25 protein-coding genes and 1 pseudogene are annotated in these 22,879 nt (G+C 64.7%); 11 read left to right on the top strand and 15 right to left on the bottom strand.

Annotation, left to right across the window (positions count from 1 at the left end; translation table 11 throughout):
- Positions 1-143: 143 nt before the first annotated feature.
- From AC2FNA_RS17550 to AC2FNA_RS17520, 7 genes are all read left to right on the top strand, one after another.
- Positions 144-923: an SDR family oxidoreductase gene (locus tag AC2FNA_RS17550; protein WP_496828740.1), complete on the top strand. Its 780-nt coding sequence runs from the start codon at positions 144-146 to the stop codon at positions 921-923.
- A gap of 3 nt (positions 924-926) precedes the next feature.
- Positions 927-2,033, top strand: a complete 1,107-nt coding sequence (locus tag AC2FNA_RS17545) for a YhaZ family DNA alkylation repair protein (RefSeq protein ID WP_496828738.1) — start codon at positions 927-929, stop codon at positions 2,031-2,033.
- A gap of 155 nt (positions 2,034-2,188) precedes the next feature.
- On the top strand, positions 2,189-3,244 hold the full coding sequence (locus AC2FNA_RS17540; RefSeq protein WP_496828736.1) for a methyltransferase domain-containing protein: 1,056 nt from the start codon (positions 2,189-2,191) through the stop codon (positions 3,242-3,244).
- Between the two features lie 90 nt (positions 3,245-3,334).
- The gene (locus AC2FNA_RS17535; RefSeq protein ID WP_496828734.1) at positions 3,335-4,432 is read left to right on the top strand and encodes an ABC transporter ATP-binding protein; all 1,098 of its coding nucleotides are present in this window, start codon (positions 3,335-3,337) and stop codon (positions 4,430-4,432) included.
- Between the two features lie 213 nt (positions 4,433-4,645).
- Entirely contained in the window at positions 4,646-5,428 is a 783-nt protein-coding gene (gene surE / locus AC2FNA_RS17530; RefSeq protein WP_496828732.1) for a 5'/3'-nucleotidase SurE, read from the top strand.
- Positions 5,425-6,072, top strand: a complete 648-nt coding sequence (locus AC2FNA_RS17525) for a protein-L-isoaspartate(D-aspartate) O-methyltransferase (RefSeq protein WP_234136184.1) — start codon at positions 5,425-5,427, stop codon at positions 6,070-6,072. The genes surE and AC2FNA_RS17525 overlap by 4 nt, the downstream gene beginning before the upstream one ends.
- 78 nt (positions 6,073-6,150) lie before the next feature.
- Positions 6,151-7,341 (top strand): peptidoglycan DD-metalloendopeptidase family protein, encoded by a 1,191-nt coding sequence (locus AC2FNA_RS17520; protein ID WP_496828730.1) that lies wholly within the window; start codon positions 6,151-6,153, stop codon positions 7,339-7,341.
- Positions 7,342-7,479: 138 nt separating this feature from the next.
- Here AC2FNA_RS17520 and AC2FNA_RS17515 read toward each other — a convergent pair whose 3' ends face one another.
- Positions 7,480-8,145, bottom strand: coding sequence for a helix-turn-helix transcriptional regulator (locus tag AC2FNA_RS17515; RefSeq protein WP_496828728.1), 666 nt, complete (start codon positions 8,143-8,145; stop codon positions 7,480-7,482).
- Between the two features lie 65 nt (positions 8,146-8,210).
- Positions 8,211-8,510, bottom strand: coding sequence for a hypothetical protein (locus tag AC2FNA_RS17510; RefSeq protein WP_496828726.1), 300 nt, complete (start codon positions 8,508-8,510; stop codon positions 8,211-8,213).
- A 225-nt stretch (positions 8,511-8,735) separates the two neighbouring features.
- Between AC2FNA_RS17510 and AC2FNA_RS17505 the strand changes: the two genes are divergently transcribed.
- The 3 genes from AC2FNA_RS17505 to tatC are packed head-to-tail and all read left to right on the top strand — an operon-like array spanning position 8,736 to position 10,354.
- A complete protein-coding gene (locus tag AC2FNA_RS17505) occupies positions 8,736-8,951 on the top strand; it encodes a twin-arginine translocase TatA/TatE family subunit (RefSeq protein WP_496828724.1) in 216 nt (71 codons plus the stop codon).
- Between the two features lie 6 nt (positions 8,952-8,957).
- Positions 8,958-9,416 (top strand): Sec-independent protein translocase protein TatB, encoded by a 459-nt coding sequence (tatB, locus tag AC2FNA_RS17500; protein ID WP_496828722.1) that lies wholly within the window; start codon positions 8,958-8,960, stop codon positions 9,414-9,416.
- A complete protein-coding gene (tatC, locus tag AC2FNA_RS17495) occupies positions 9,413-10,354 on the top strand; it encodes a twin-arginine translocase subunit TatC (RefSeq protein ID WP_496828720.1) in 942 nt (313 codons plus the stop codon). Before tatB ends, tatC begins: the two co-directional genes overlap by 4 nt.
- Positions 10,355-10,417: 63 nt before the next feature.
- On the opposite strand, the gene AC2FNA_RS17490 is transcribed toward tatC, so the two are convergent.
- Both AC2FNA_RS17490 and AC2FNA_RS17485 read right to left on the bottom strand, forming a co-directional pair.
- Positions 10,418-10,930 (bottom strand): adenylate/guanylate cyclase domain-containing protein, encoded by a 513-nt coding sequence (locus AC2FNA_RS17490; protein WP_496828718.1) that lies wholly within the window; start codon positions 10,928-10,930, stop codon positions 10,418-10,420.
- 214 nt (positions 10,931-11,144) lie between these two features.
- A pseudogene (locus tag AC2FNA_RS17485) lies at positions 11,145-11,339 on the bottom strand (HAMP domain-containing protein); the annotation flags it as partial.
- Positions 11,340-12,191: 852 nt separating this feature from the next.
- Between AC2FNA_RS17485 and AC2FNA_RS17480 the strand changes: the two are divergent.
- A complete protein-coding gene (locus AC2FNA_RS17480) occupies positions 12,192-13,034 on the top strand; it encodes an ATP-binding protein (protein ID WP_496828716.1) in 843 nt (280 codons plus the stop codon).
- 54 nt (positions 13,035-13,088) lie between these two features.
- Here AC2FNA_RS17480 and AC2FNA_RS17475 read toward each other — a convergent pair whose 3' ends face one another.
- From AC2FNA_RS17475 to AC2FNA_RS17425, 11 genes are all read right to left on the bottom strand, one after another.
- On the bottom strand, positions 13,089-13,733 hold the full coding sequence (locus AC2FNA_RS17475; protein WP_496828714.1) for an SDR family NAD(P)-dependent oxidoreductase: 645 nt from the start codon (positions 13,731-13,733) through the stop codon (positions 13,089-13,091).
- 41 nt (positions 13,734-13,774) lie between these two features.
- Positions 13,775-14,023 (bottom strand): hypothetical protein, encoded by a 249-nt coding sequence (locus AC2FNA_RS17470; protein WP_496828712.1) that lies wholly within the window; start codon positions 14,021-14,023, stop codon positions 13,775-13,777.
- Positions 14,024-14,166: 143 nt separating this feature from the next.
- Entirely contained in the window at positions 14,167-15,636 is a 1,470-nt protein-coding gene (purF, locus tag AC2FNA_RS17465) for an amidophosphoribosyltransferase (protein ID WP_496828710.1), read from the bottom strand.
- 142 nt (positions 15,637-15,778) lie between these two features.
- Positions 15,779-16,351 (bottom strand): Hint domain-containing protein, encoded by a 573-nt coding sequence (locus tag AC2FNA_RS17460; RefSeq protein WP_496828708.1) that lies wholly within the window; start codon positions 16,349-16,351, stop codon positions 15,779-15,781.
- A gap of 246 nt (positions 16,352-16,597) precedes the next feature.
- Positions 16,598-17,152, bottom strand: coding sequence for a CvpA family protein (locus tag AC2FNA_RS17455; RefSeq protein WP_234136195.1), 555 nt, complete (start codon positions 17,150-17,152; stop codon positions 16,598-16,600).
- Positions 17,153-17,194: 42 nt separating this feature from the next.
- Positions 17,195-18,556 (bottom strand): DNA repair protein RadA, encoded by a 1,362-nt coding sequence (radA, locus tag AC2FNA_RS17450; protein WP_496828706.1) that lies wholly within the window; start codon positions 18,554-18,556, stop codon positions 17,195-17,197.
- 169 nt (positions 18,557-18,725) lie between these two features.
- Positions 18,726-19,169 carry a paraquat-inducible protein A gene (locus tag AC2FNA_RS17445; RefSeq protein WP_496828704.1) on the bottom strand — a complete coding sequence of 148 codons (444 nt, stop codon included), beginning with the start codon at positions 19,167-19,169 and terminating at the stop codon, positions 18,726-18,728.
- 53 nt (positions 19,170-19,222) lie between these two features.
- Positions 19,223-19,972 carry an ABC transporter ATP-binding protein gene (locus tag AC2FNA_RS17440; RefSeq protein ID WP_234143577.1) on the bottom strand — a complete coding sequence of 250 codons (750 nt, stop codon included), beginning with the start codon at positions 19,970-19,972 and terminating at the stop codon, positions 19,223-19,225.
- Entirely contained in the window at positions 19,969-20,751 is a 783-nt protein-coding gene (locus AC2FNA_RS17435) for an MlaE family ABC transporter permease (protein ID WP_496828702.1), read from the bottom strand. Before AC2FNA_RS17435 ends, AC2FNA_RS17440 begins: the two co-directional genes overlap by 4 nt.
- A complete protein-coding gene (gene alr / locus AC2FNA_RS17430) occupies positions 20,748-21,869 on the bottom strand; it encodes an alanine racemase (protein WP_496828700.1) in 1,122 nt (373 codons plus the stop codon). Before alr ends, AC2FNA_RS17435 begins: the two co-directional genes overlap by 4 nt.
- A gap of 30 nt (positions 21,870-21,899) precedes the next feature.
- Entirely contained in the window at positions 21,900-22,853 is a 954-nt protein-coding gene (locus AC2FNA_RS17425) for an isopenicillin N synthase family dioxygenase (RefSeq protein WP_496828698.1), read from the bottom strand.
- Positions 22,854-22,879 lie beyond the last annotated feature (26 nt).

Here is a 22,879-nt window from a genome sequence, read left to right as displayed (position 1 = left end):
CCGGTTGCAAGAAAGTCTAGCACCCGGTTGGGCGCTTCGACAGTGTATGCACCAAAAATATGGCGCGGATCCGCCGCTCGGGTGGTGAAGTGCGGGCAAATGATGTTAGCTCCGATCAACAGGGCATGAGGGGAGAACGCGATATGGATTTGGGGATTTCCGGCAAGCGGGCGCTGGTCTGCGCCTCGTCCAAGGGGCTGGGGCTGGGCTGTGCCCAGGCGCTGGCGGCGGCGGGCGTCGATCTGGTGATGAACGCGCGCGGCGCCGAGGCGCTGGAGGCGGCAGCCGAGGCGATTCGCGGCGCGCATGGGGTGACTGTGACCACCGTCGCCTGCGACGTCACCTCCGAGGCGGGTCAGGCGCAGGTGATCGAGGCGGCCCAGGGGGTGGACATCCTCGTCACCAACGCAGGCGGCCCGCCGCCGGGCCTCTGGTCGGATTGGGACCGCGACGATTTCATCCGCGCGCTCGACGCCAACATGCTGACCCCCATCGCCTTCATGAAGGCGCTGTTGCCCGGCATGATCGACAAGGGCTGGGGCCGGGTGGTCAACATCACCTCGCAATCGGTGCGTGCGCCGATCCCGGCGCTGGGCCTATCCAACGCCGCCCGCACCGGGCTGACCGGCTATGTCGCGGGTACCTCGCGGCAGGTCGCGCCCTTTGGCGTGACGATCAACAACCTGCTGCCCGGCATCCATGCCACCGACCGCGCCAATGCGCTGGATGGCCCGGTGGCGCAGCAAAAAGGCATCTCGCTCGACGAGGCGCGCGCCAAGCGCGCCGCCACGATTCCCGCGCGCCGCTACGGTACGCCCGAGGAATTCGGCGCCACCTGCGCTTTTCTCTGCTCGCAGCATGCGGGCTTCATCGTCGGCCAGAACCTGCTGCACGACGGCGGCGGCACCAACCTGACGATGTAGGGCATGGCGCAGGGGTTTTCGCTCAAGGATCAGCTGTTCAACGCGGACAAGGTGGCCTATCTCGCCGGGCTGTTCGACGGTCCCGGCTTTGACGCATCCGGGTTTCAGGCGCGGGTGATGGCGCGACTGCCCGAGCTGGAGTTGAAGGCGCGGATCGACTGGATTGCGGCCTGCCTGGCCGAGACGGTGCCGGGCGAATTGCCCGAGGTGGCGCCGGTGATCCTGCGGGCACTGCCGCCGCCGCTGGATTCGACGCGGTCGGATGATGATTTCGGCGATTTCATCTTTGCCCCGCTGGGGGAGTGGGTGGCGGCTGTGGGGATAGAGCATCCCGACCTGGCGCTCGACCTGCTGGCGGAACTGACACAGCGGTTTTCGATGGAATGGGCGATCCGCCCGTTCCTGAACCGCTGGCCCGATCAGGTGCTGGCACGGATGGTGGAGTGGTGCGCGCATGACAGCTATCATGTCCGCCGACTGGTCAGCGAGGGCACCCGCCCACGACTTCCCTGGGGGTTGGGCGTATCGCTGGAACTGGAGGCCGCGTTACCGTTGCTTGACCGGTTGCACGGCGATCCCGCCCGCTATGTCACCCGCTCGGTGGCCAATCACCTCAACGATATCTCCAAGAAGGCCCCCGATCTGGTGCTGACCCGGCTTGGCGGCTGGCGCGAAGCGGGGCGGCAACGGCCCGAGGAACTCAACTGGATGACCGGCCACGCGCTGCGCGGCCTGGTCAAGGCAGGGCATCCGGGCGCCATGGCAGCGCTGGGCTATGATCCCGATGTGGCGCTTGAGGTGGCGCTGAACCTGCCCGCCGAGGCCCGGATCGACGACGCGGTCGAGATCGGCGTGACCCTGAGCGGCGCGAGGGATGTGCCGGTGCTGGTCGACTATATCGTGCATTTCCAGCGCCCTGGCGGCAAAATCTCGGCCAAGGTACACAAATTGAAACAAGGCAGGTTGAGCGGCGGGCGACTACAGCTGTCCAAGCGTCACAAGCTGAAGGGAGACGCCAGCACCTTTACCTTGGTACCCGGCCCGCATCGGGTCGAGGTGCAGGTCAATGGGCGGGTGCGCGCCGCCGGAAGCTTTGACCTGCTTGGATGAGCGGGGATGGGGGCGCTGCCCCCGTCCTGCGGACTCCCCCGGAGTATTTTCGGCGAAATGAAGGGCGATCACGCTTGGTTCAGAGAGGGTGGGGCGCCGTTGTCTATGGTTGCGGCGCGGGTTAGGTCAGGGACGGATGGACAGGAGGGTGTGACATGACTCATGAAGCGGTGCAGAGGTATTATGGAGAGGTGCTGCAAAGCAGCGCCGACTTGCAGACCAATGCCTGTTGTACCCCTGACGCGGTACCGGCGCATCTGAAGCGGGTGTTGGGCAAGCTGCATGACGAGGTGATGGCGCGCTATTACGGTTGCGGGCTGATCGCACCGCTGGCGCTGGAGGGCGCGCGCATCCTCGATCTGGGCTGTGGTGCCGGGCGCGATGTCTATGCGCTGTCGGCGCTGGTGGGCGAAAGCGGCGCGGTGGTCGGCGTCGACATGACGCCCGCGCAGCTAGAGGTGGCACGGGCGCACCGCGCCTATCACGCCGAGGTATTCGGCCATGCCGCCCCCAATACAGAGTTTCACCAGGGCTACATCGAAAAGCTGGACGAACTCCCGTTGGAGCCCGGCTCGTTCGACATCATCGTGTCGAATTGCGTGTTGAACCTGGCCACCGACAAGGCGGCGGTGCTGCGTGGCGCGCAACGGCTGTTGAAACCGGGGGGCGAGATGTATTTCTCGGATGTCTACGCCGACCGGCGGATTCCCGAGGCGCTGGCGCGCGACGAGGTGCTTTATGGCGAATGCCTGTCGGGGGCGCTCTACTGGAACGATTTCCTGAGCTTGGCGCGCGGCGCGGGATTTGGCGATCCGCGCATGGTCGAAAGCCGGTTACTGACCATCGAGAACCCAGAGCTGGAACGCCGTGTCGGCCCGATCCGTTTCCTGTCGGCGACCTATCGGCTGTTCAACCTTGCAGGGCTAGAGCCCGATTGCGAGGATTACGGACAGGCGGTCATCTACAAAGGCACAGTGCCGCATGCGCCGCATGAATTCGTGCTGGATGACCATCATGTCATCGAGGCTGGCAAGGTGTTTCCGGTCTGCGGCAATACCTGGCGGATGCTGGCCGAGACGCGGTTTGCGCCGCATTTCCAGTTCATTGGCGATTTCTCGACCCACTACGGCATCTTTGCCGGATGCGGTGGCGCGTCGCCGTTCAACGGGCTTTCACCCGTGACGCCTGCCGCATCCGGGGGCTGCTGCTGACGCGTCCCGCCTTGCGCAGCGGGGGCGGGGTTGTTATCCCCGGACCAACTCCCGACCAAAAGGCTTGGGATAGGCAGCGAGGCCCGGCAGGTGAACGCAGGACAGACCCCTCCGAGATTGGAGATCCGCAATCTGGTGCGCGTCTTTGACGGGCGCCGGGTCGTTGATGACGTGTCGCTGCACATTCGCGCGGGGCAGGTGACCTGTCTGCTGGGGCCCTCGGGTTGCGGCAAGTCCACCACCCTGCGGATGATCGCCGGCGTCGAGATGCAGGACAGCGGCGAGATCTACGTGGACGGCAAGCTGATCTGCGACACCGTGTTCCGTGTTCCGCCAGAGCGGCGCGCGATCGGGCTGATGTTCCAGGATTTCGCGCTGTTTCCCCATCTGAGCGTGGCGGGTAACGTCGCTTTTGGCCTGAAAGGCAGCCGCGAAGAGAAGCGCGCCCGGGTCGAGGAACTACTGGCGCGGGTATCGCTGAGCGGTCATATCGACAGCTTTCCGCATCAGCTGTCGGGTGGCGAACAGCAACGGGTGGCGCTGGCGCGCGCGCTGGCGCCGCGGCCACGCATCATGTTGATGGACGAGCCGTTCTCGGGGCTCGATAACCGGCTGCGCGACGGCATCCGCGACGACACGCTGGCGCTGCTCAAGGAAGAGGATGCGGCGGTGCTGCTGGTCACGCATGAGCCGGAAGAGGCGATGCGCATGGCTGACGAGATCGCGCTGATGCGTGGTGGTCGGATCGTCCAGCAGGGCGCGCCATATAACGTCTATACCCGGCCCGCGGACCGGGCGGCGGTTGCCTTCTTCAGCGATATCAACGTTCTGCGGGCAACTGTCACCGGCGCGCTGGCGCAGACGCCTTTTGGCCAGTTCCTGGCACCGGGCATCCCGGACCGCACCGAGGTCGATATCGTGTTCCGGCCGCAGCATGTGAAGCTGGATTTCGACCGGGGTGGCAAGGGGCCGTTGCCGACGCCCAGCGACGGCGTCGCCGCGCGCGGGGTGGTCGAACGGGCGCGGTTTCTAGGCAGCGAGAGCCTTGTGGAGTTTCGCATGGACTTCGATGGCTCTCTGTTGAAGGCTACAGTGCCCAATGTATTCATCCCGGAAACAGGGCGGGTCATGTGGCTGACCATCCGGCGTGATCGTTGTTTCGTGTTTCCGGCGGATCTCAAGCGCTGAGCGCGTGCCCAGAGCGGTGGCAAAAAATGTCCCATTTTTTGTCCCAGAATTTCGGCGAAATTCTGGGCGTTTGCCGCGCGCTGAACGTGTTTCCTCGTTAGGGGTGTTCATAGCAGGCAGGGCACAGGTGCCGCAGGCGTGCAACAGTCCGTCGGCGCGCGCTTGCCGCGCGGTGGAGGGGCGTCTATCAAGGGCCAAACAGGGCGGGGCGACATGCGCATACTTATCACCAATGACGACGGGATCAACGCGCCGGGGCTGGCGGCGCTGGAGCAGGTGGCCGAGGAACTGGCGGGGCCAGGGGGCGAGGTCTGGATCGTTGCGCCTGCGTTCGAGCAATCCGGTGTCGGCCATTGCATCAGCTATACCCATCCGATGCTCATCGCGCGCCTGGGCGAGCGCCGCTTTGCCGCCGAAGGCTCTCCCGCTGACTGTGTTCTGGCGGGTCTGCATGACGTGATGAAAGAGGCGTTGCCCGATCTGGTCCTGTCCGGTGTGAACCGGGGCAACAATGCCGCCGAGAACGCGCTTTATTCCGGTACCCTGGGGGGCGCGATGGAGGCCGCATTGCAGGGCTTGCCCGCTATCGCGCTTTCGCAATTCTTCGGTCCGCGCAACTATGGCCGCACCGATCCTTTCGAGATTGCCCGAAGCCATGGGGCGCAGGTGATCCGGCGTATCCTCGACACCTGGCCTGACGAACGGCCAGATTACCGGCTATTCTACAACGTCAATTTCCCCCCAGTCCCCGCCGCCGAGGTCAAGGGAATCCGTGCGGTGCGCCAGGGCTTTCGCGAGGGTACGCGGTTTTCCGCCGAGCCGCATCTGTCGCCCGCGGGCAAACGGTTCCTTTGGATCAAGGGCGGCGACCAGCAGCAGCGCACCGCGCCGGGCACCGATGCGGCGGCCAATCTTGACGGTTATGTCTCGGTCACACCGATGCGCGCGGACCTGACCGCGGACGATGCGCTGGAGGCCTTGCAGGCGACCCTATGAGCGGACCCGATCCCGAAACCAAGATGCAGTTCCTGTTCGCGCTCCGCTCCAAGGGGGTGACGGACAAACGGGTGCTGGCGGCGATGGAAGAGGTGGATCGCGGCCTGTTCGTGCGCGGCCTGTTTTCCGAGCGCGCTTATGAGGATATGCCTCTGCCGATCGCCTGCGGCCAGACCATCAGTCAGCCCTCTGTGGTGGGGCTGATGACCCAGGCGCTGGAGGTCTCGCCGCGCGACAAGGTGCTCGAGGTCGGGACCGGTTCCGGCTATCAGGCTGCGATCCTGGCGAAACTGGCACGGCGGGTCTACACGGTGGATCGTCACGCCCGGTTGGTGCGCGCGGCGCAACTGGTGTTCCAGCAGTTGCAGCTGGTCAATATCACCACCATGACCGCAGACGGATCCTTTGGTCTGCCCGATCAGGCACCATTCGACCGCATCATTGTCACCGCCGCTGCCGAGGATGCGCCCGGCCCGCTCTTGGCGCAGCTCAAGATCGGGGGTATCATGGTTCTGCCCGTGGGGCAGTCGGATACGGTTCAAACACTGATCCGGGTGCGCCGCACCGAACAGGGCTTTGACTATGAGGAATTGCGCCCGGTCCGGTTCGTGCCTCTGCTCGAAGGGCTGGGCAAGGATGGGTGACGGGGATATCCCGCGCCAATAGAGATTGAACGACGCAAACCCCCGGACCACATGGGGGGCGGCATTGAGGATTGTATGATGAGCGCTTTGTTCCGGACTCTGTCACGCCCGATGATGGGCCTTTCCGCGTTGGCCCTGGTGGCCGCCTGCGAGGCGCCGCTGGATTATGATCTGCGCGGGCAGATCGGGGCGTTCAACACGACTGAAGCCGCCCAGACCGCCCGCACCGCCGCGCGGCCGAAACCGGATGGGCGCGGGGTGATCTCCTATCCCAATTACCAGGTGGCGGTGGCCAAGCGCGGCGACACGGTGGCGAGTCTTTCGGATCGTGTCGGCCTGCCGGTGGGCGAGGTGGCGCGGTTCAACGGGCTGGAGCCGACCGACGGACTGCGCGAGGACGAGGTGCTGGCGCTGCCGCGCCGTGTCGCGGAACCGTCTGGCCAGGGCAACAATGTCGATATCGCCAGCCTTGCCGGCAGCGCCATCGACCAGGCCCCCGATACGACCCCGGTCCAGACCACCGCGCTTGAACCGGCCAAGCCCGCGGCCCAGCCCGTGCCGAAACCGGCAGCACCCGAGCCTGTGCGCCACAAGGTCGAGCGTGGCGAGACCGCCTATACGATCTCGCGCCTCTATCAGGTGCCGGTCAAGGCGTTGGGCGAATGGAACGGGTTGGGTCCGGATTTCGCGATCCGCGAGGGCCAGTATCTGCTGATCCCGGTCAAGGATCAGCCAGCCCCGAAATCCAGCGCCAAACAGGCCGCGGCCGCCACCACGACCGCGGCGGTCAGCGCGCCGGGGGCCGGGTCGGCCACGCCCACGCCTCCCAGCGCAACCAAGCCGCTGCCCGAGGAAAAGGTGCCCGCCGCCAAGCCGGCGGAACCCGATGTGTCGGTCGGTCAGCCCACCGCCAGCAGCAATGCGCGCCTGGGATTCCCGGTCAAGGGCAAGATCGTGCGCCCCTATTCCAAGGGCAAGAATGACGGGATCGACATCGCCGGCGCGCCTGGCAGTGCGGTCAGCGCCGCCGAGAGCGGCACCGTCGCCGCGATCACGGCCGATGCCGACCAGGTACCGATCGTGGTGATCCGCCATGCCGACAACCTGCTGACGGTCTACGCCAATGTGGACGGGATCGAAGTCAACAAGGGCGATACCGTGAAACGCGGGCAAAAGATCGCCCGCTTGCGCGACGGCGAGAACGCCTATGTGCATTTCGAGGTGCGCAAGGGCTTCGACAGTTTCGATCCGGAACCTTATCTGAAATGACGGTTACGGGCCCTGCGGCCCGTGCCTCCGGCGGGAGTATTTTCAACCAGAAAGAAGCGGCAGGGAGTCCCGCCCCTTCATTTCGCTGAAAATACTCCGGGGGAGTCCGCAGGACGGGGGCAGCGCCCCCTGACGCGCTCAGGGCTGGTAGTCGGCCAGGGTCTTGCCCGGTTCGTCGCGGAAGAGTTCGGGCAGGGGGCTGAGCGTTTCGATCAGGTCGATGCGGAACACGCGGAACCCCGCGCGCAGCTCACACCAGGCGGTGAGCGTCCAGACCCGGCCCCAATACTCCATATGCAGCGGGCGTATGGTGCGCTCTGTAAGCTCCCCGTCGATCCGACGATAGATCAGCCGCAGCTTCTGGCGGGCCTTGATCGCGGCGCGGATCGGCGCCATATGCGCCAGCCCGCGGGCGGCATCGGCAAAAGGGTAGACCGCGAATTTCCAGGCATCGGCCTCGGCCACGGTCTGGGTGGGCAGCACCGCGTCGATCTTTTCCGCCAGGCGCTGGGCGGCGGCCTTCAGATCGGGATCGGCGGCCTCGGCCACGATGGCCATGCCGAGATTGAGCGCCTCCAGCTCCTCGGGCGTCAGGTTCAGCGGCGGCAGGGTGATCTGTTCGCGCACCAAATAACCAACGCCGCGTTCGCCCTCCACCGGCACGCCCGAGGCAACCAGCGTGTCCATGTCGCGATAGATGGTGCGGACCGAGACCTCGAGCCGATCGGCGATGTCGCGCGCGCGGTGCAGCTTCCCGTCGCGCAGGATCTGGATGATGTCGAACAGGCGGTCGGTGCGGCGCATGGCCTACCCTTCGCGCGGGCGGGGGGCGGTGGTCAAGGCGCAAACGAGCGCCCTGACCGAGGCGTCTACATCTGCCAGAGCACTGTTTCGTGCCGCATGGACACACTCTCTGGCGCGATTGCCACCATGAGCGCGGCGGCATAATCGGCGCTTTCAAACGCCTTGGCCGCGGCTGCGGCAGCCGCTGCATCGGACCAGACGACATAGTCGGTCCAGCGGCCATCGGCGCCCAGACTGAGCCTGCGATGCTGAAAGCCCGGCAGCCCGCGCACAAAGCGTTCGGTCTCCTGGCTCAGGGTGACGAATTCGGCCTCGGTCACTCCGGGCGCCAGTGCGAAGGTGACGATTTCCGCGGTTTGTTTCATGGTCTGCTTTCCTTGTGTCCATGTTGCGATAGGCTGGGTCTATTCCCCTGCAACTGACATAAACCTGTCAGTTGAGTGTCGCCGTCCCGGCGCTTTGTCGTTTTTTCGGGTTTTCCGTGGCCTGCTGGACCCTGTCCAGCTTTGCCGCGCGAGATCAGAAGAGTAGACCGGGGCAGAGACATTTGCGCGGGCCGGCAGGCCCCAACGAGATCAAGGAGAGATCACATGTTCAACAATATCGGTCTTCCCGGCCTTCTGCTTATCGCTGTTGTGGTGCTGGTCCTGTTCGGACGCGGCAAAATCAGCTCGCTCATGGGCGAGGTCGGCAAGGGCATCACCGCCTTCAAGAAGGGCGTCAGCGACGGCAGCAAGGAGTTGGAGGACGACGCAGCCCAGGTGGCCAAGGACGTCACCCCCGAGGCCGACAAGGACAAGGCATAACCGCGCATGTTCGATCTGGGCTGGAGCGAGCTTCTGGTGATCGGCGTCGTGGCGCTGATCGTCGTGGGGCCAAAGGACCTGCCGGTATTGTTCCGCAATATCGGGCGCTGGGTCGGCAAGGCCCGCGGGCTGGCACGTGAATTCAGCCGGGCCATGAACGATGCCGCCGACGAGGCGGGGGTCAAGGATATCTCCAAGGGGCTGAAGGCGGCGACCAACCCTGTCAGCACCGCGATGGACGGGGTGCGCAAGGCGGCCACCGATTTCAAGACCGATCTGGACCCCACCAAATACGACCCTGACAGCGAAACCGGCAAGCTGGCGACGGAGCGGGCCGAGCAGGCAAAGAAGATACAGGCCGCCACCGCGCGCGTCGCTGCCGAGCGGCGCCTGCGCGAGGCCACGGCCGAGCTTGAAAAGGCGCAAGAGGCCGAGGCGGCGTTGAAACCCGGACCCGAGACATGAGCAAGACAGACGAGATCGACGATTCCTCAGCCCCGCTGATCGAGCATCTGGCCGAATTGCGCACCCGGCTGATCCGGGCGGTTCTGGCCTTTATCGTGGGGATCGTGCTGGCCTTTACGGTGGCCGAGCCGATCCTGCAGTTCCTCTTGGCGCCGATCGAGGCAACGCTGCGCGACTTGGGCGATCCGTCGCCCACGCTGCAATATACCTCGCCGCAGGAATATCTGTTCACGCTGTTCCGCATTTCGATGGTGTTCGGCTTTGCGCTGTCCTTTCCTGTGATCGGCTATCAGCTGTGGCGCTTTGTGGCGCCGGGGCTGTACCGGTCCGAAAAGGGTGCGTTCCTGCCGTTTCTGATCGCCTCGCCCTTCATGTTCCTGCTGGGGGCGTCGTTTGCGCAATTCGTGGTCACGCCGCTGGCGATGCAGTTCTTTCTGGGCTTTGCCGATGTCAGTTCGATCTTTGCCAACCTGCTGACGGGGGGCGGCGGCACGGTGCCCTCGGATGTGGCGGTGGTTCCTGAAACCTCCGAAGGGGTCAAGATTACCTTCTTCGGTAAGGTCAACGAATCGCTCGATATCACGCTGAAATTCATCATGGCCTTTGGCCTGTGCTTTCAGTTGCCCGTTCTGTTGACGCTGATGGGCAAGGCCGGACTGGTCAGTGCCGAGGGGCTGGGCAGCGTGCGCAAATACGCCATGGTGGCGATCCTGACCCTGGCCGCGCTGGTAACCCCGCCCGATGTGGTCACCCAGATCATCCTGTTCACCGTGGTCTATGGGCTTTACGAGATTTCGATCTTCCTTGTGGCGCGGGTGGAGAAGAAACGCGAGGCGCAGTTGCGGGCCGATGGCTATTACGACGACGAAGAGGCGCTCGACGATCCGTTGATGGCCGAGTTCGACCAGGACGCGCGCGAAGAGGATGCGCGCAAGTAGGTCTCTCACTTTACCGAGACCGTGAAAACCGATGAAAAGGCGCGCTTGTGACGGCGCGCCTTTTCAGTTCCCAACCGGCGCGGTCGCGCCATCCGGATGCTGGGGCGCTGGCAGTTTTCCTGTCAACCACCAGGTCTCGACCAACCCCACACCGTCGATATTCACCCGTCCGCGCGGTTCGAACCCGTAACTGTCTGCCAGCATGTCCCGCACTGGCCCGGTGGCCTTTATGCGCCCTGGCTCTCCATGGCTTTCCATTCGGCTGGCGATATTCACCGTTTCGCCCCAGACGTCATAGAACAGCTTTTGATGGCCAATCACGCCCGCGACAGCCGGACCTGCTTGCAGGCCGATGCGGATATCGGTCCCGTCGGCAAAGGAACGGGCGACCTCAAGCATGTCGAGCGCCATGCCGGCAACCCGGTGAGCAGGGTCGTCACAAGCGACCGGCAGGCCGGCGGCCACCATGTAGGAATCGCCGATGGTTTTGATCTTTTCCAACCCGTGTCGCTCGGCCAGGCTGTCGAATTCCGAGAAGATACCATTGAGAAAGTTGACGATCAGCTCTGGTGTCATCCGGGCCGCGCGTGGAGTGAAGGCGACAAGATCGGCGAGGGATCGCCACCAGCGGCAGTTTGTCGGCGATCGTCGTGTCGGGATCCTGTTTCAGCCGCGCGGCGATCTGCGCCGGAAGCAGATTGCCCAGCAGCCTTTCCGAACGCGCGTGCTCGGTCGCCAGTTCGGCCCGTTGCGCCTCGACCTTGGCATAAAGGTCGCCCAGACGTTCGCTGGTGGCATTCACGTTATGGGCCAGTTCTTCCAGTTCGTCGCGATTGGCAACCGTGACCCGGGTCTCGAAATTTCCGCCTGCTATGGCCCGCAGCGTGCCGCCGATCCGCCGGATAGGCCAGACCAGCGAGCCTGAGATCGCATAGCCAAGCAGGACGGCGGCTCCGATCACGGCCAGGGCCGAGGCAATGACCATTTCGCGTGAGGATTCATAGGCAAGCGCCGTGGTTCGTGCGGTTTCGGCCATTTCCGCCTCGATCTCCTGCAACTTGGAATAGGCGCCCCGTTGCATGCGCAGCGCGATGGGCATGAACTCTTGCCGGGCAACTTCGCCCGCGGCCTTGTAATCCCTGTCTTCTCGCAATGCGCCCGCGCGCCGGGCGATTGCTTGCAAGCGCTTTGCATCTGCACGCAGGTCTGAAACCTCCCGATTGTCGGGCATCCCCGACCGCCCGAATGTGCGAAGCCCCTGACCCGTGTGAAGCACGAGATTGTTGGTCCCCTCGATGAGCAGAAAAGAGGTGTTGAGAAAGAAACCGCTCGCCCTTTGACGCTGCACGTCGTTGGGGTCGATGGCCATTGCCGTGGCCAGGGTAACCAGATCGCTCAGATAGACATGCTGATCGTTGAAAAAGGCGATGCGGTCCTGATCGTATAACAGCTTCTCCGTTCGGGCATTGGCCTGTCGTAGCGTCTCAAGCCCGACCCCTGCCAATCCGGCCAGCAGCAATGTTACCCCCAGAAACGCCGCCAGCAGCTTTGACCGGATCGAGAGGGATAGGCCGGCGATTGCCCGCACAAGGAAGTTTGGCCGGGCGCCCGTCTTGTCCGGGTCGTGATGCGGCGATTGCGGCGAATCCCTTCCCCCAGACGGTCATGACCGATCTAGCTAAGCACAGGTGGCGGATCCAGACAAACCTCGTGCGCCTGTGCCCCGGCAGGTCTGGGTGGCGCTTCGTCCTTTGTCAGAACCTGCGAACCGGGCGATCAGGCTCTTGCCGCGCGGTCGTGAACATGGTTTCTGTGCCGGACCGCAGGGAGGAGAGACATGGACACCGACGCGCTCAACCGCATTGCCGAAGCCCTCGAACGGATGGCGCCGGCGCCCTTGCGCGCGCCCGATTTCACTTGCGCGACCGCCTTTGTCTGGCATGTCTCCCCTGACCGGCTGGAGCCGGTGGCCCAAGTCAATCGGGTCGATCTCGACCTGTTGGTGGGTATCAACCGCTCGCGCGATACGCTGCTCGACAACACCCGTCGGTTTGCCTCTGGCCACGGCGCCAACAATGCCCTGCTCTGGGGCGCCCGTGGCATGGGAAAATCCAGTCTGGTCAAGGCGGTGCATGGCAGTCTTCAATCTGATTTCCCAGAGCTGAAACTGGTCGAACTGCAACGCGAGGACCTGCCTTCGGTCGCGCGCCTGCTCAACCACCTGCGGGCCGCGCCGCAACGTTTCATCCTGTTCTGCGACGATCTCAGCTTCAGCCATGATGACCAGCATTACAAATCGCTCAAGGCGGTTCTGGATGGCGGCATCGAGGGGCGGCCCGAAAACGTGGTCTTCTACGCCACTTCGAACCGGCGCCACCTGATGCCGCGCGACATGATCGAGAACGAGCGTTCCAGCGCCATCAACCCCTCCGAGGCGGTCGAGGAAAAGGTCTCTCTCAGCGATCGCTTCGGTCTCTGGCTGGGGTTCCATCCCTGCGATCAGGATGAATACCTGGCGATGATCGACCGGTACTGCGCCGCCTATGGGGTAAAGGTCGCTCCCGACACCCTGCGCGCCGAGGCGATCGAATGGCAGGCGACCCGCGGCGCCCGCTCGGGCCGGGTGGCGTGGCAGTTCTTCACCGATCTGGCGGGCCGTCAGGGCATCGCGCTGCGCTGATCCCTTTCATTCCGCCGCAAATACTCCCGCCGGAGGCGGACCCGTCCATAGGGCTCAGAGCAACGTCACGATTCGCGCTGCTTCGTCCGCACACGGGGTCAGCGCCGCGCGGTCCTCGCCTGGATGGAACCGGGCGCGCAGCGCGGTCGCCATCGGCGCCGGTTCTACAATGGTGACGCGCGGACCGGTGCGTTCGGTCTCTGCTGCCCAGCTTCGGGCCAGCGACATCTGCGCCGCCTTGCTGGCCCCATAAGCGCCATAGAACTTGGCACCGGCCTTGGGGTCATCAAAGAACACCGCCTGTCCGGCCTCGCCCAGCAGCGGTGCCACATAGGGGATCAGGACCGAGGTCGCGGTGGCGTTCACCGCAATTGATTTGGTCCAGTCCTTGGGATCGACGAAGATTGCCGGGCTCAGGGGCGCTGCATGTATAGCGGTGTGCAGCCACAGGTCGAGCCGCCCCCAACGGTCGTGAATACCGCGACAGAGCGTTGCCATGGCGGCCGGATCGGTGATGTCCATCGGCGCCAGCGTGGCGCTGCCACCGCAGGCCTTGATGCGGTCGTCCAGTTCTTCCAGCGCGCCCGAGGTGCGGGCGACGGCGATGATGTGATGGGTGGGCGCCAGCGCTTCGGCCAGGGCAGCGCCCAGCCCACGCGAGGCACCTGTGATCAGGGCCAGTTTGGTCTCTTGTGTCATGGCTGCGGTTTGACGGTGGCAGGCGGTCGCGTCAAGGGGGATCAGCCTCCGGCGATATCGACCCGACGGGTCCGGCCACCATGCCGCAACACAACGCCCTCGGCGTCGATGCCAAGCACCTCGCCCGCGCGCGTGCGGTCACCGGGCGCGACTTCCTCAACCTTGCCACCCGGCAGCCGCACCAGAGCGCGCAGATCACCCGAGGGGCCGAACACGCCCAGCACGGTCAGGGTGTTCGCGCGGATTTTCGCCGCCTGGGTGGCGGCCTCTTCGACGATTCCGTTTGCCATGATCTGTTCTGCCCGTTTGTTCGACAGCGCGCTCTATCAGGGGCGAGCCCTGAGCGAAAGCCACCAATCCACGTCCCGGCAGTATCCCGCCGGTGCGGTAGCCAAGAAAATTCGTCGAATTTTCTTGGGCGGTTGCGCCGGGCCTATTCGGCGGCTTTCAGTGCGAAGCCCTTTTCGATCATGTCCGAGGGCCGCACCGGGTATTCGCCCGAGAAACAGGCGTCGCAGTATTGCGGGCAGGCGCTGTCACGGCCATTTGTCTCACCCACGGCGCGATAAAGCCCGTCGAGGGAGATGAACTTCAGGCTGTCCACCCCCAGATGGGTGCGCATTTCGTCCTCGGTCATCGTGGCGGCCAGCAGTTTCTCGCGTTCGGGCGTGTCGACGCCATAGAAGCACGGCCAGGCGGTCGGCGGGCTGGCGATGCGGAAATGCACCTCCTTGGCGCCGGCATCCAGAATCATGTCCTTGATCTTGCGGCTGGTGGTTCCGCGCACCACCGAATCGTCGACCAGGATCACCCGCTTGCCGCGGATCAGCGCCCGGTTCACGTTCAGCTTCAGCCGCACGCCCATGTTGCGGATCTGCTCGGTGGGCTCGATGAAGGTGCGGCCCATATACTGGTTGCGGATGATCCCCATCGCATAGGGAATGCCGCTTTCCAGCGAGAAACCGATCGCCGCCGGGGTGCCGCTGTCGGGTACCGGACAGACCAGATCGGCCTCAACCGGGCTTTCCTTGGCCAGTTCGCGGCCGATCGCCTCTCGGGTTTCGTACACGCTGCGCCCGCCCAGGATCGAATCGGGGCGCGAGAAATAGACATGTTCGAAGATGCAGAACTTGGACGGCTGCGGGCGGAAGGGGAAATGGCTTTCGACACCGGTGTCGGTGATCACCACCATCTCGCCCGGTTCGATCTCGCGGATGAACTCGGCGCCGATGATATCCAGCGCGCAGGTTTCCGAGGACAGAACCCAGCCATCGCCGACCTTGCCCAGAACCAGCGGCCGCACGCCCAGCGGGTCGCGCACGCCGATGAGCTTGGTCCGGGTCATCGCCACGACCGAAAACGCGCCCTCGACCCGGCGCAGCGCGTCCTCCATCCGCTCGGGGATGGTGCGTTGCAGAGAGCGCGCCATCAGGTGGATGATGCATTCGCTGTCCGACGAGCTTTGAAAGATCGAGCCGCGCTCGATCAGTTCGCGGCGCAGGGCATTGGCATTGGTGATGTTGCCGTTATGGGCAATCGCTGCGCCGCCCATGGCAAACTCGCCGAAAAAGGGCTGCACATCGCGGATCTGGGTCTGACCCTTGGAACCGGCGGTGGAATAGCGCACATGGCCGATCCCCAGCGGGCCGGGCAGGGTTTCCATGACTGACTGCGAGGTGAAGTTGTCGCGGACATAGCCAAAGCGGCGGGCCGAGTTGAACCCCTGTTCGGGGTCATGGGTGACGATGCCGCCCGCCTCTTGTCCCCGGTGTTGCAGGGCATGCAGGCCAAGAGCCACGAAACTGGCGGCGTCCTGAACTCCGATCACCCCGAATATCCCGCATTCCTCGCGCAGCTTGTCGTCATCAAAGGGATGGGCGATGGGAAAACGAGGGGCGGGCATCTGGCGGCTATGCACGGCGGGCAGCTCCGATTCCGTTACGTGTCAGGCCCCACATACTGCCTCTGGCTCCGGGTGTCACGAAAGGATCATAAATTCTTTCGTGACACCCGGGGCCAGACTGCCCCGACAGGTGACGAACGGCTCAGGCCGCGAGGTCGGGCGCCAGATTGCCGCCGCTGCGCAGCATCAGCAGGGCGCGGGTCTGGCCGTAATCGAGACGCTGGAAATGACGGCCGGGGGCCTCGCCGGGCATCAGGATGCGGGCGCCGGTCTGGGCCCAGACCACTTCCTCTTCGGCAAAGCGCAGGGAATGGGCGGGCAGGGGGCGGGCGGGCAATCTGTGGATACCCTCGAACCCGGCCAGCGCGGCCACCGGGGCCAGTACCGTGGGCAGGCCGAACAGGCGGCGGCAATCGGGGCCGTTCAAGGCCAGAAAATGGCCCTCGGGCAGCAACAGGTCCGAGCAGGTGCCCAGCGTGCCGCCGGGAATGCGCCAGAGCGGCGCCAGCGCAGGGGTTACCGCATGGGCGGCAATCACCTGGCAAAAGCCGCCATCGATAGTCGCAACGCGCGTGCCGGGGCGGATTTCCTCGACCGGGCTCCAGCCGGCTTCGGTCTCCAGCATGGTGCCGGCGGGCAGGCCCGGGGCCGGTGGTGCCATGGTGGCGGTGACGGCGGTAAAGCGGGCAAAAGCGGTTTCATGAGAGAGAAGCATCGGTAGGTCCTCCTGTCATTGAGGTCTGTTCGGGACTGCTGCCAGAATGGGGTCCGAATTCCGCCGAATTTTCGACACGATTAAGGCTAAATCCGAGAACAGTTGCCCAGACCGGGACAGTCCTCTAGCGCGCGGCGGGATTCCCCCGCTCCCGAGAACGTGGGGTAAGGTCCCGTTAACCAAGAGAAAGCCCGCTCGGCAGGGCCGGGCGGGCGTAGGGACGTGATTCGCGCTATGGGCGAGCGGTTACTGGGCGCAGGTGCCGACCAGCCCTTCGTATTGCTGGGTGACCCAGCCAAGCGCGGCCTCGGGGTTCTGTTGCTCGATCTTGCCGGTCATCCGGGCAAAGACCTGGGCAGAGCGGCTCTCGTCGACGATGGTGAAATTCTGCCCGGTCATCACGGTGTCGTAGACAAAGAAGGCAATCGCCACCAGCAGCACGCCGCGCGCCACGCCAAAGATGAAGCCCAACCCTTGGTCCAGCCCGCCGAGAGCGGAACGCTGTACCAGCGACGAGAACAGCGGGGTGAAGAAGCTGACCACCACCAGCGCCAGAGCGAATACGGCGGCAAAGGCGGCAATCACCGACAATTCGCAACTGTCGGTCAGGAACTCGCCCACCACCGGCAATTCGCGGATAAGCGGCATCGCCTTGGGCGCAAACAGAAAGGCAAGTACCGCAGCCGCGATCCAGCCTGCGATGGCCATGGCCTCGCGCACGAAGCCGCGCGCATAGGCCAACAGCGCCGAAAGCACGATGATCAGGGCAACGACCCCGTCGATGATGGTGAAACCTTCCATGGCCCTCGCCTGTCCGTTCCTTGCTGCCCTTTGGGGGCGGTGTTATCCGGCTCCGAAGAACTCGCCGACAAAGCCGACCAGATCGGTGGGGCGGGTCATCGCCAGCCCCTCAAGGGTACCGGTCTTGCCGCCCGCCGGAGCGATGGCTGAGGTGAAACCAAGTTTTTGCGCTTCTTTCAACCTGTTTTCCGTCTGGCTTGCGGGTCGAAGCGCGCCCGAGAGGGAAATTTCGCCGAAAATCACCGTATCGCCGGGCAGCGCCCGGTCTTCGCGCGCGCTGAGAAGCGCGGCGGCCACCGCCAGATCGGCGGCCGGTTCCGAGATCTTCAGCCCGCCCGCCACGTTCAGATAGACATCGAGCCCGGCAAAGGGGATGCCGCAGCGCGCCTCGAGCACAGCGAGGATCATCGCCAGCCGCCCGCCATCCCAGCCCACCACGGTGCGGCGCGGCTGGCTGTGGGGCGAGGGGGCGACAAGGGCCTGCAACTCGACCAGCACGGGGCGGGTGCCTTCGATCCCGGCAAAGACCACGGAACCGGGGCTGGGGGCGCCGCGCTCGCTGAGGAACAGGGCCGAAGGGTTGGTGACCTCAGAGAGCCCGGCGCCGGTCATCTCGAAGACGCCGATCTCGTCGGCGGCGCCGAACCGGTTCTTGACGCTGCGCAGGATGCGGAACTGATGGCCGCGCTCACCCTCGAAATAGAGCACGGTGTCGACCATGTGTTCGACCACGCGGGGGCCCGCGATCTGGCCCTCCTTGGTGACATGGCCCACCATGATCACCGAGATGCCGGTGCGCTTGGCGAATGTGGTCAACTCATGGGCTGAGGCGCGCACCTGGGACACGCTGCCCGGTGCGCTGTCTACATTGTCGGCCCACATGGTCTGGATCGAATCGATGATGACTAGACCCGGTTTTTCGGCCTCGAGAGTGGTAAGGATGTCGCGCAGGTTGGTTTCGGCGGCCAGTTGCACAGGCGCATCCGCCAGCCCCAGTCGGCGCGCGCGCATGCGCACCTGGGCGCTGGCCTCTTCGCCCGAGACATAGAGGGTTTTCAATCCCTTGCGGGCAAAGGCGGCAACCGCCTGCAAAAGCAGGGTGGATTTGCCGATACCCGGATCGCCGCCCACCAGGATCGCCGAGGCGGGCACCAGCCCGCCGCCCAGTACCCGGTCCAGCTCGTCTATCCCCGACAGCGCGCGGGGCGGCGGGGTCTCTTCCGAGGCGAGATCGGTAAGCGTCACGGCCCGGCCCCGCTTGGCGCCGAGCGATGTCTTGGCCGGACCCACCGACAGGCCCGCATCCTGGGAGATGGTGTTCCATTCGCCGCAGCCTTCGCAGCGGCCCGACCATTTGGTGAAGGACGCTCCGCAGGCGGAGCAGGAGAAAGAGGGTTTTGCCATACGCGCTTAGTGCCCTGTCTTTGGCGACACCTCAAGAGCGGAGCGCTCCCGCCCCCCTCGGGCGCCCCTGGCGGGACGCCTGCGGGAGTTGGGCCGGGCGCCGCTGTCGCGGCGGTTTCTTGCGAGGCTCTGCCTCGCGCTCCGGGATATTTTGGGCAAGAGGAAGGGGTTATGGTGTTTGTTTTTGCTGGCGTTCGGTCAGCAGGCCCAGCGTGATGGACGCGAGGATGCAGGCGGTGAAGAGATAGAGGCCCCAGGCGACCTCGATGGTGGCATAGGAGATGCCCTTGGCCAGGGTGATGTAGAGCGCGATCAGGAAGATATCGGCCATGGCGAGCTTGCCCAGGATATGCAGCGCGGGTTGTGCCCGAGGATCGAGCAGGTTCCACTGGATCAGGGCGGTGCCTATGGTCTTGAGATAGGGCGCGAAAAGGGCGAATGCGGTGACGATCAGTGCCAGCGCCACATCCGAGGCCCAGAGGCTTTGCAGCCCGGTGATCACGCTGATCTCGGAAAGGCCGAAGATCGGCAGCAAACCCGCGCGCATCAGCGGTGCGAACCAGGCGATGGGATAGAGGATCAGCAGCGAGAGGGTGGCGAGGCGGAGGGGCAAGGGCGATTTGAGGCGGTGGTCCTGAAAATTCGTTGAATTTTCTGCTGGGCCGCTCACCGCACCGCCTCGATTGGCCCTTCCGCACGACCGTGGATGAACTGATCCAGATAGGGGTCGCCGCTATCGTCCATCTGCGCCACCGGGCCGGTCCATTGGATCACGCCGCCATGCAGCATCGCCACGTTGTCGGCAATCGCGCGCACGCTGGTCATGTCATGGGTGATGGTCATCGCGGTGGCGCCCATCTCGGTCACGATCTCTCGGATCAGCTCGTTGATCACGCCGGCCATGATCGGGTCGAGGCCCGTGGTGGGCTCGTCAAAGAAGATGATCTCGGGCTCGGCGGCGATGGCGCGCGCAAGGCCCACGCGTTTCTGCATGCCGCCGGAGAGTTCCGCCGGAAAGCGGTCGGCCACGTCGGGTTTCAGCCCGACACGGCGCAGTTTCTCGATGGCGATTTCTCGGGCTTCGGCCTGGGGACGCTTCAGCGAGCCGCGCAGCAGGCGAAAGGCCACGTTCTGCCAGACCGGCAGCGAGTCGAACAGCGCGCCGCCCTGGAACAGCATCCCGAACCGGGCCAGGAACGCATCGCGGTCGCTGGTATCGGCGGCATCTTTGCCATCGACATAGATCTTGCCGCTGTCGGGCTTGATCAGCCCCAGCACGCATTTCAGCGCCACCGACTTGCCGGTGCCCGAGCCGCCGATGATCACCATCGAGGTGCCGCGCGGTACATGCAGGTTCATCCCCTGCAACACGCGATTGGGGCCAAAGGCCTTGTGGACATTCTCCATCCGGATCATATCGAGAAGAACACCCCCGTGAGAACAAAGTTGGCCGCCAGGATCAGCACGGCGGCCGCCTCGACCGAGCCCTTGGTGGCGCGACCCACGCCTTGGGCGCCACGGCCCGAGTTCATGCCGTAATAGCAGCCCATGACCGCCGCGATGACGCCGAACACCGCCCCCTTGACCAGCGACGAGACAACGTCGCGGGTTTCCAGGAAATCGACGGTGTTTTGCAGATAGGCGGCGGCGTTGAAGCCCAGATTCTGCACCGCCACCGTATAGCCGCCCATGATGCCAATGATATCGCCGATGCCCACCAGCATCGGCACCGTGATCAGCGCCGCCAGAACCCGGGGCGCGGTCAGGTATTTCATCGGATGGGTCGACAGCGTTACCAGCGCGTCGATCTGCTCGGTCACCTTCATCGTGGCGATCTCGGCCGCGATCGAGGAGGTGACGCGCGCCGCGATCATCAGCCCCACCAGCACCGGCCCCAGTTCGCGTACCATGCCGATGGCGACGATCTGCGGCACCACGGCCTCGGCGTTGAAACGGGCGCCACCTGCATAGATCTGCAAGGCCAGCGCACCGCCAGTAAAGATGGCGGTCAGACCCACCACCGGCAGCGACAGCCAGCCGATATTCAGCAGCGCAACCGCCAGTTCGCGCGGGTAATAGGGCGGGCGCAGGATATGGCTGACCGCGTCGAGCGCAAACAGCGTCACCCGGCCAAAGCTGGCCAGAACCGACAGGACCAGCCGGCCCAGCCGCGCCAGGAGCGCAAGCGGGCTCATTCCGCGATGCTCTGCGGCAACAGGTCGGGGCGGCGCTGCAACTTGTCGCGGATCGATTCGACGGCGCGCTCGGCGCTGGCCGAGTGGCTGACATAGCTGCGGCGATACCGTCGGCCCATCGAAGTCAGGATTTCATAGCCGATGGTACCTGCGGCCTCGGCCAGATCATCAACGGTCTGAAGCCGGTTGAGCAGTTGCAGGCTGGCGGGTTCGTGTTCCAGTGCGCTGACATCGACAGTGATCAGATCCATCGAGATCCGGCCCACCAACGGGCAGGCGACCTTGCCAGCATAGAGCGTGATCCCGCGCCCCATGGCGCGATGCAGCCCGTCCGCGTAGCCCGCCGCCACAGTAGCGATGCGGCACGCGCGTGGAGCGGTCCAGCTGTTGCCATAGCCCACCGTCTCGCCCTCGGCCACGTCGCGCACCTGAATCACCGGCAGGTCGAGGGTGACGACCGCCTTGGCCTCGTCGAACGGTTCGCCCCCATAGAGGCCGACGCCGGGGCGGCAGAGGTCAAAGTGATAATCCGGCCCCAGCAGGATACCACCCGTGGCCGCCAGTGAGCGCGGAGCTTTAATTCCGCCTGTTATCTCTTTGAAAACGCGCAATTGCTCTCGGTTCATGTCATGGTCTGGATCATCGGCACAGGCCAGATGCGACATGATCAGAACCGGGTTCTGGCGCAGCGCGATCTCGCGCAGGTGTCTCCAGTCTTCAGGCTCCAGTCCCAGTCGGTTCATACCGGTGTCCAGCTGGATGCCAAAGCGGTGGCCCGGCAACTGCTCCACGTGGCGGAGCATCTGGTCGACCGAGTTGATCATCGGGGTCAGCCGGTTGGCGCGAAGAATGCCGGCGTCGCCTTCCATATGGCCCGAGAAGACACCGATCATCGGTTCGGGTCCGACCGCCTTGCGCACTGCGGCGCCTTCCTCGGCTGCGGCGACAAAGAACTTGCGGGCCCCGGCACGGGCCAGGCGGGCGGCGACACGGCCAGCCCCAAGGCCATAGCCATCGGCCTTGACCACGGCGGCGGTCTCGGTGGCGGTGCGGGTATCCAGCGCCTGCCAGTTGTCGGCAAGCGCGTCGAGGTCGATGGTCAGATGTGCGGTACTCATGCCCCGTTCATGCCATGGGGGGCGCGGGGGTCAAGGGGAATTGGCGTTCGCGCACGCGGGTTTGTGGGCGTCATAGGCGGCTTCAAGCTCGGATCTGAGGAAATCGCCAAAAAGCAGCGGCGGAAATTTCGGCGCGCCGGTTCCCGGAAGCGGTTCAATCACCGTATTCACATGCGGATCGTAGAAGAACGGGCAACTGAACCGTTCGTGTCCCGAACGGTTGATCACCCGGTGCGGGGTTGATTTGAGCCGTCCGTTCGACATCCGGTGCAGCATGTCACCCACATTGACCACCAGCGCGCCAGGGCGATGGGGCACGTCGACCCACTGGCCCGCCGGGGTGCGCACCTGAAGCCCGCCGACACTGTCCTGCGCCAGCAGGGTTAGGCAGCCGAAATCGGTATGAGGAGCAGAGCCATAGAGATCGTCCGGGCTGGCCGGGGGCTGCGGTGGGTAATGCAGCAGGCGCAGCCACAGGGTCGGGATCTCAAACGCGTTCATAATATTTGTGTCAGTAATGCCAGCGGCTTGTAGTGCGATTCTCATCAATCGGTTGCCTAGGGCACTCATCGCGGCGCTGTATTGTTCCAGCGTGTCGCGGAACCCGTCCAGATTGGGCCAGCGATTTGGGCCTGACAGATATTCGTCCGGATCTGCCACGGCGTCTTCTCGCATCATCATGAAACTGGCCGACTGGTTCGGCTTGGTCACGGTGGCGAGGGTCGAGTTCACGTCGGTCGAGCTGTTGATCGGAATATAGCCGCGATGGCTGCGGTCGACCGCGATGGCCATCTTCTGCTCAAGCGGCAGAGCATGAAACCGGCGGGATGCCTCGAACAGCGCCTCGATCAGATCAGGGTCGATGCCATGGTCGGTGACATAGCCAAAGCCGGTGGCGCCATAGGCGGCGCGGAACTCGGCGGCGATTTCGGCATCTGGGCGCTGGCCCAGCCGGATGACAGGGATTTCGGTGAATTCGGTCATGTCTTTCTCTCTTTGCTGGTCTGGGG

It is taken from the genome of Ruegeria sp. YKSD163 (genome assembly GCF_059612905.1).
This window is presented reverse-complemented; position numbering and strand designations above follow the sequence as displayed.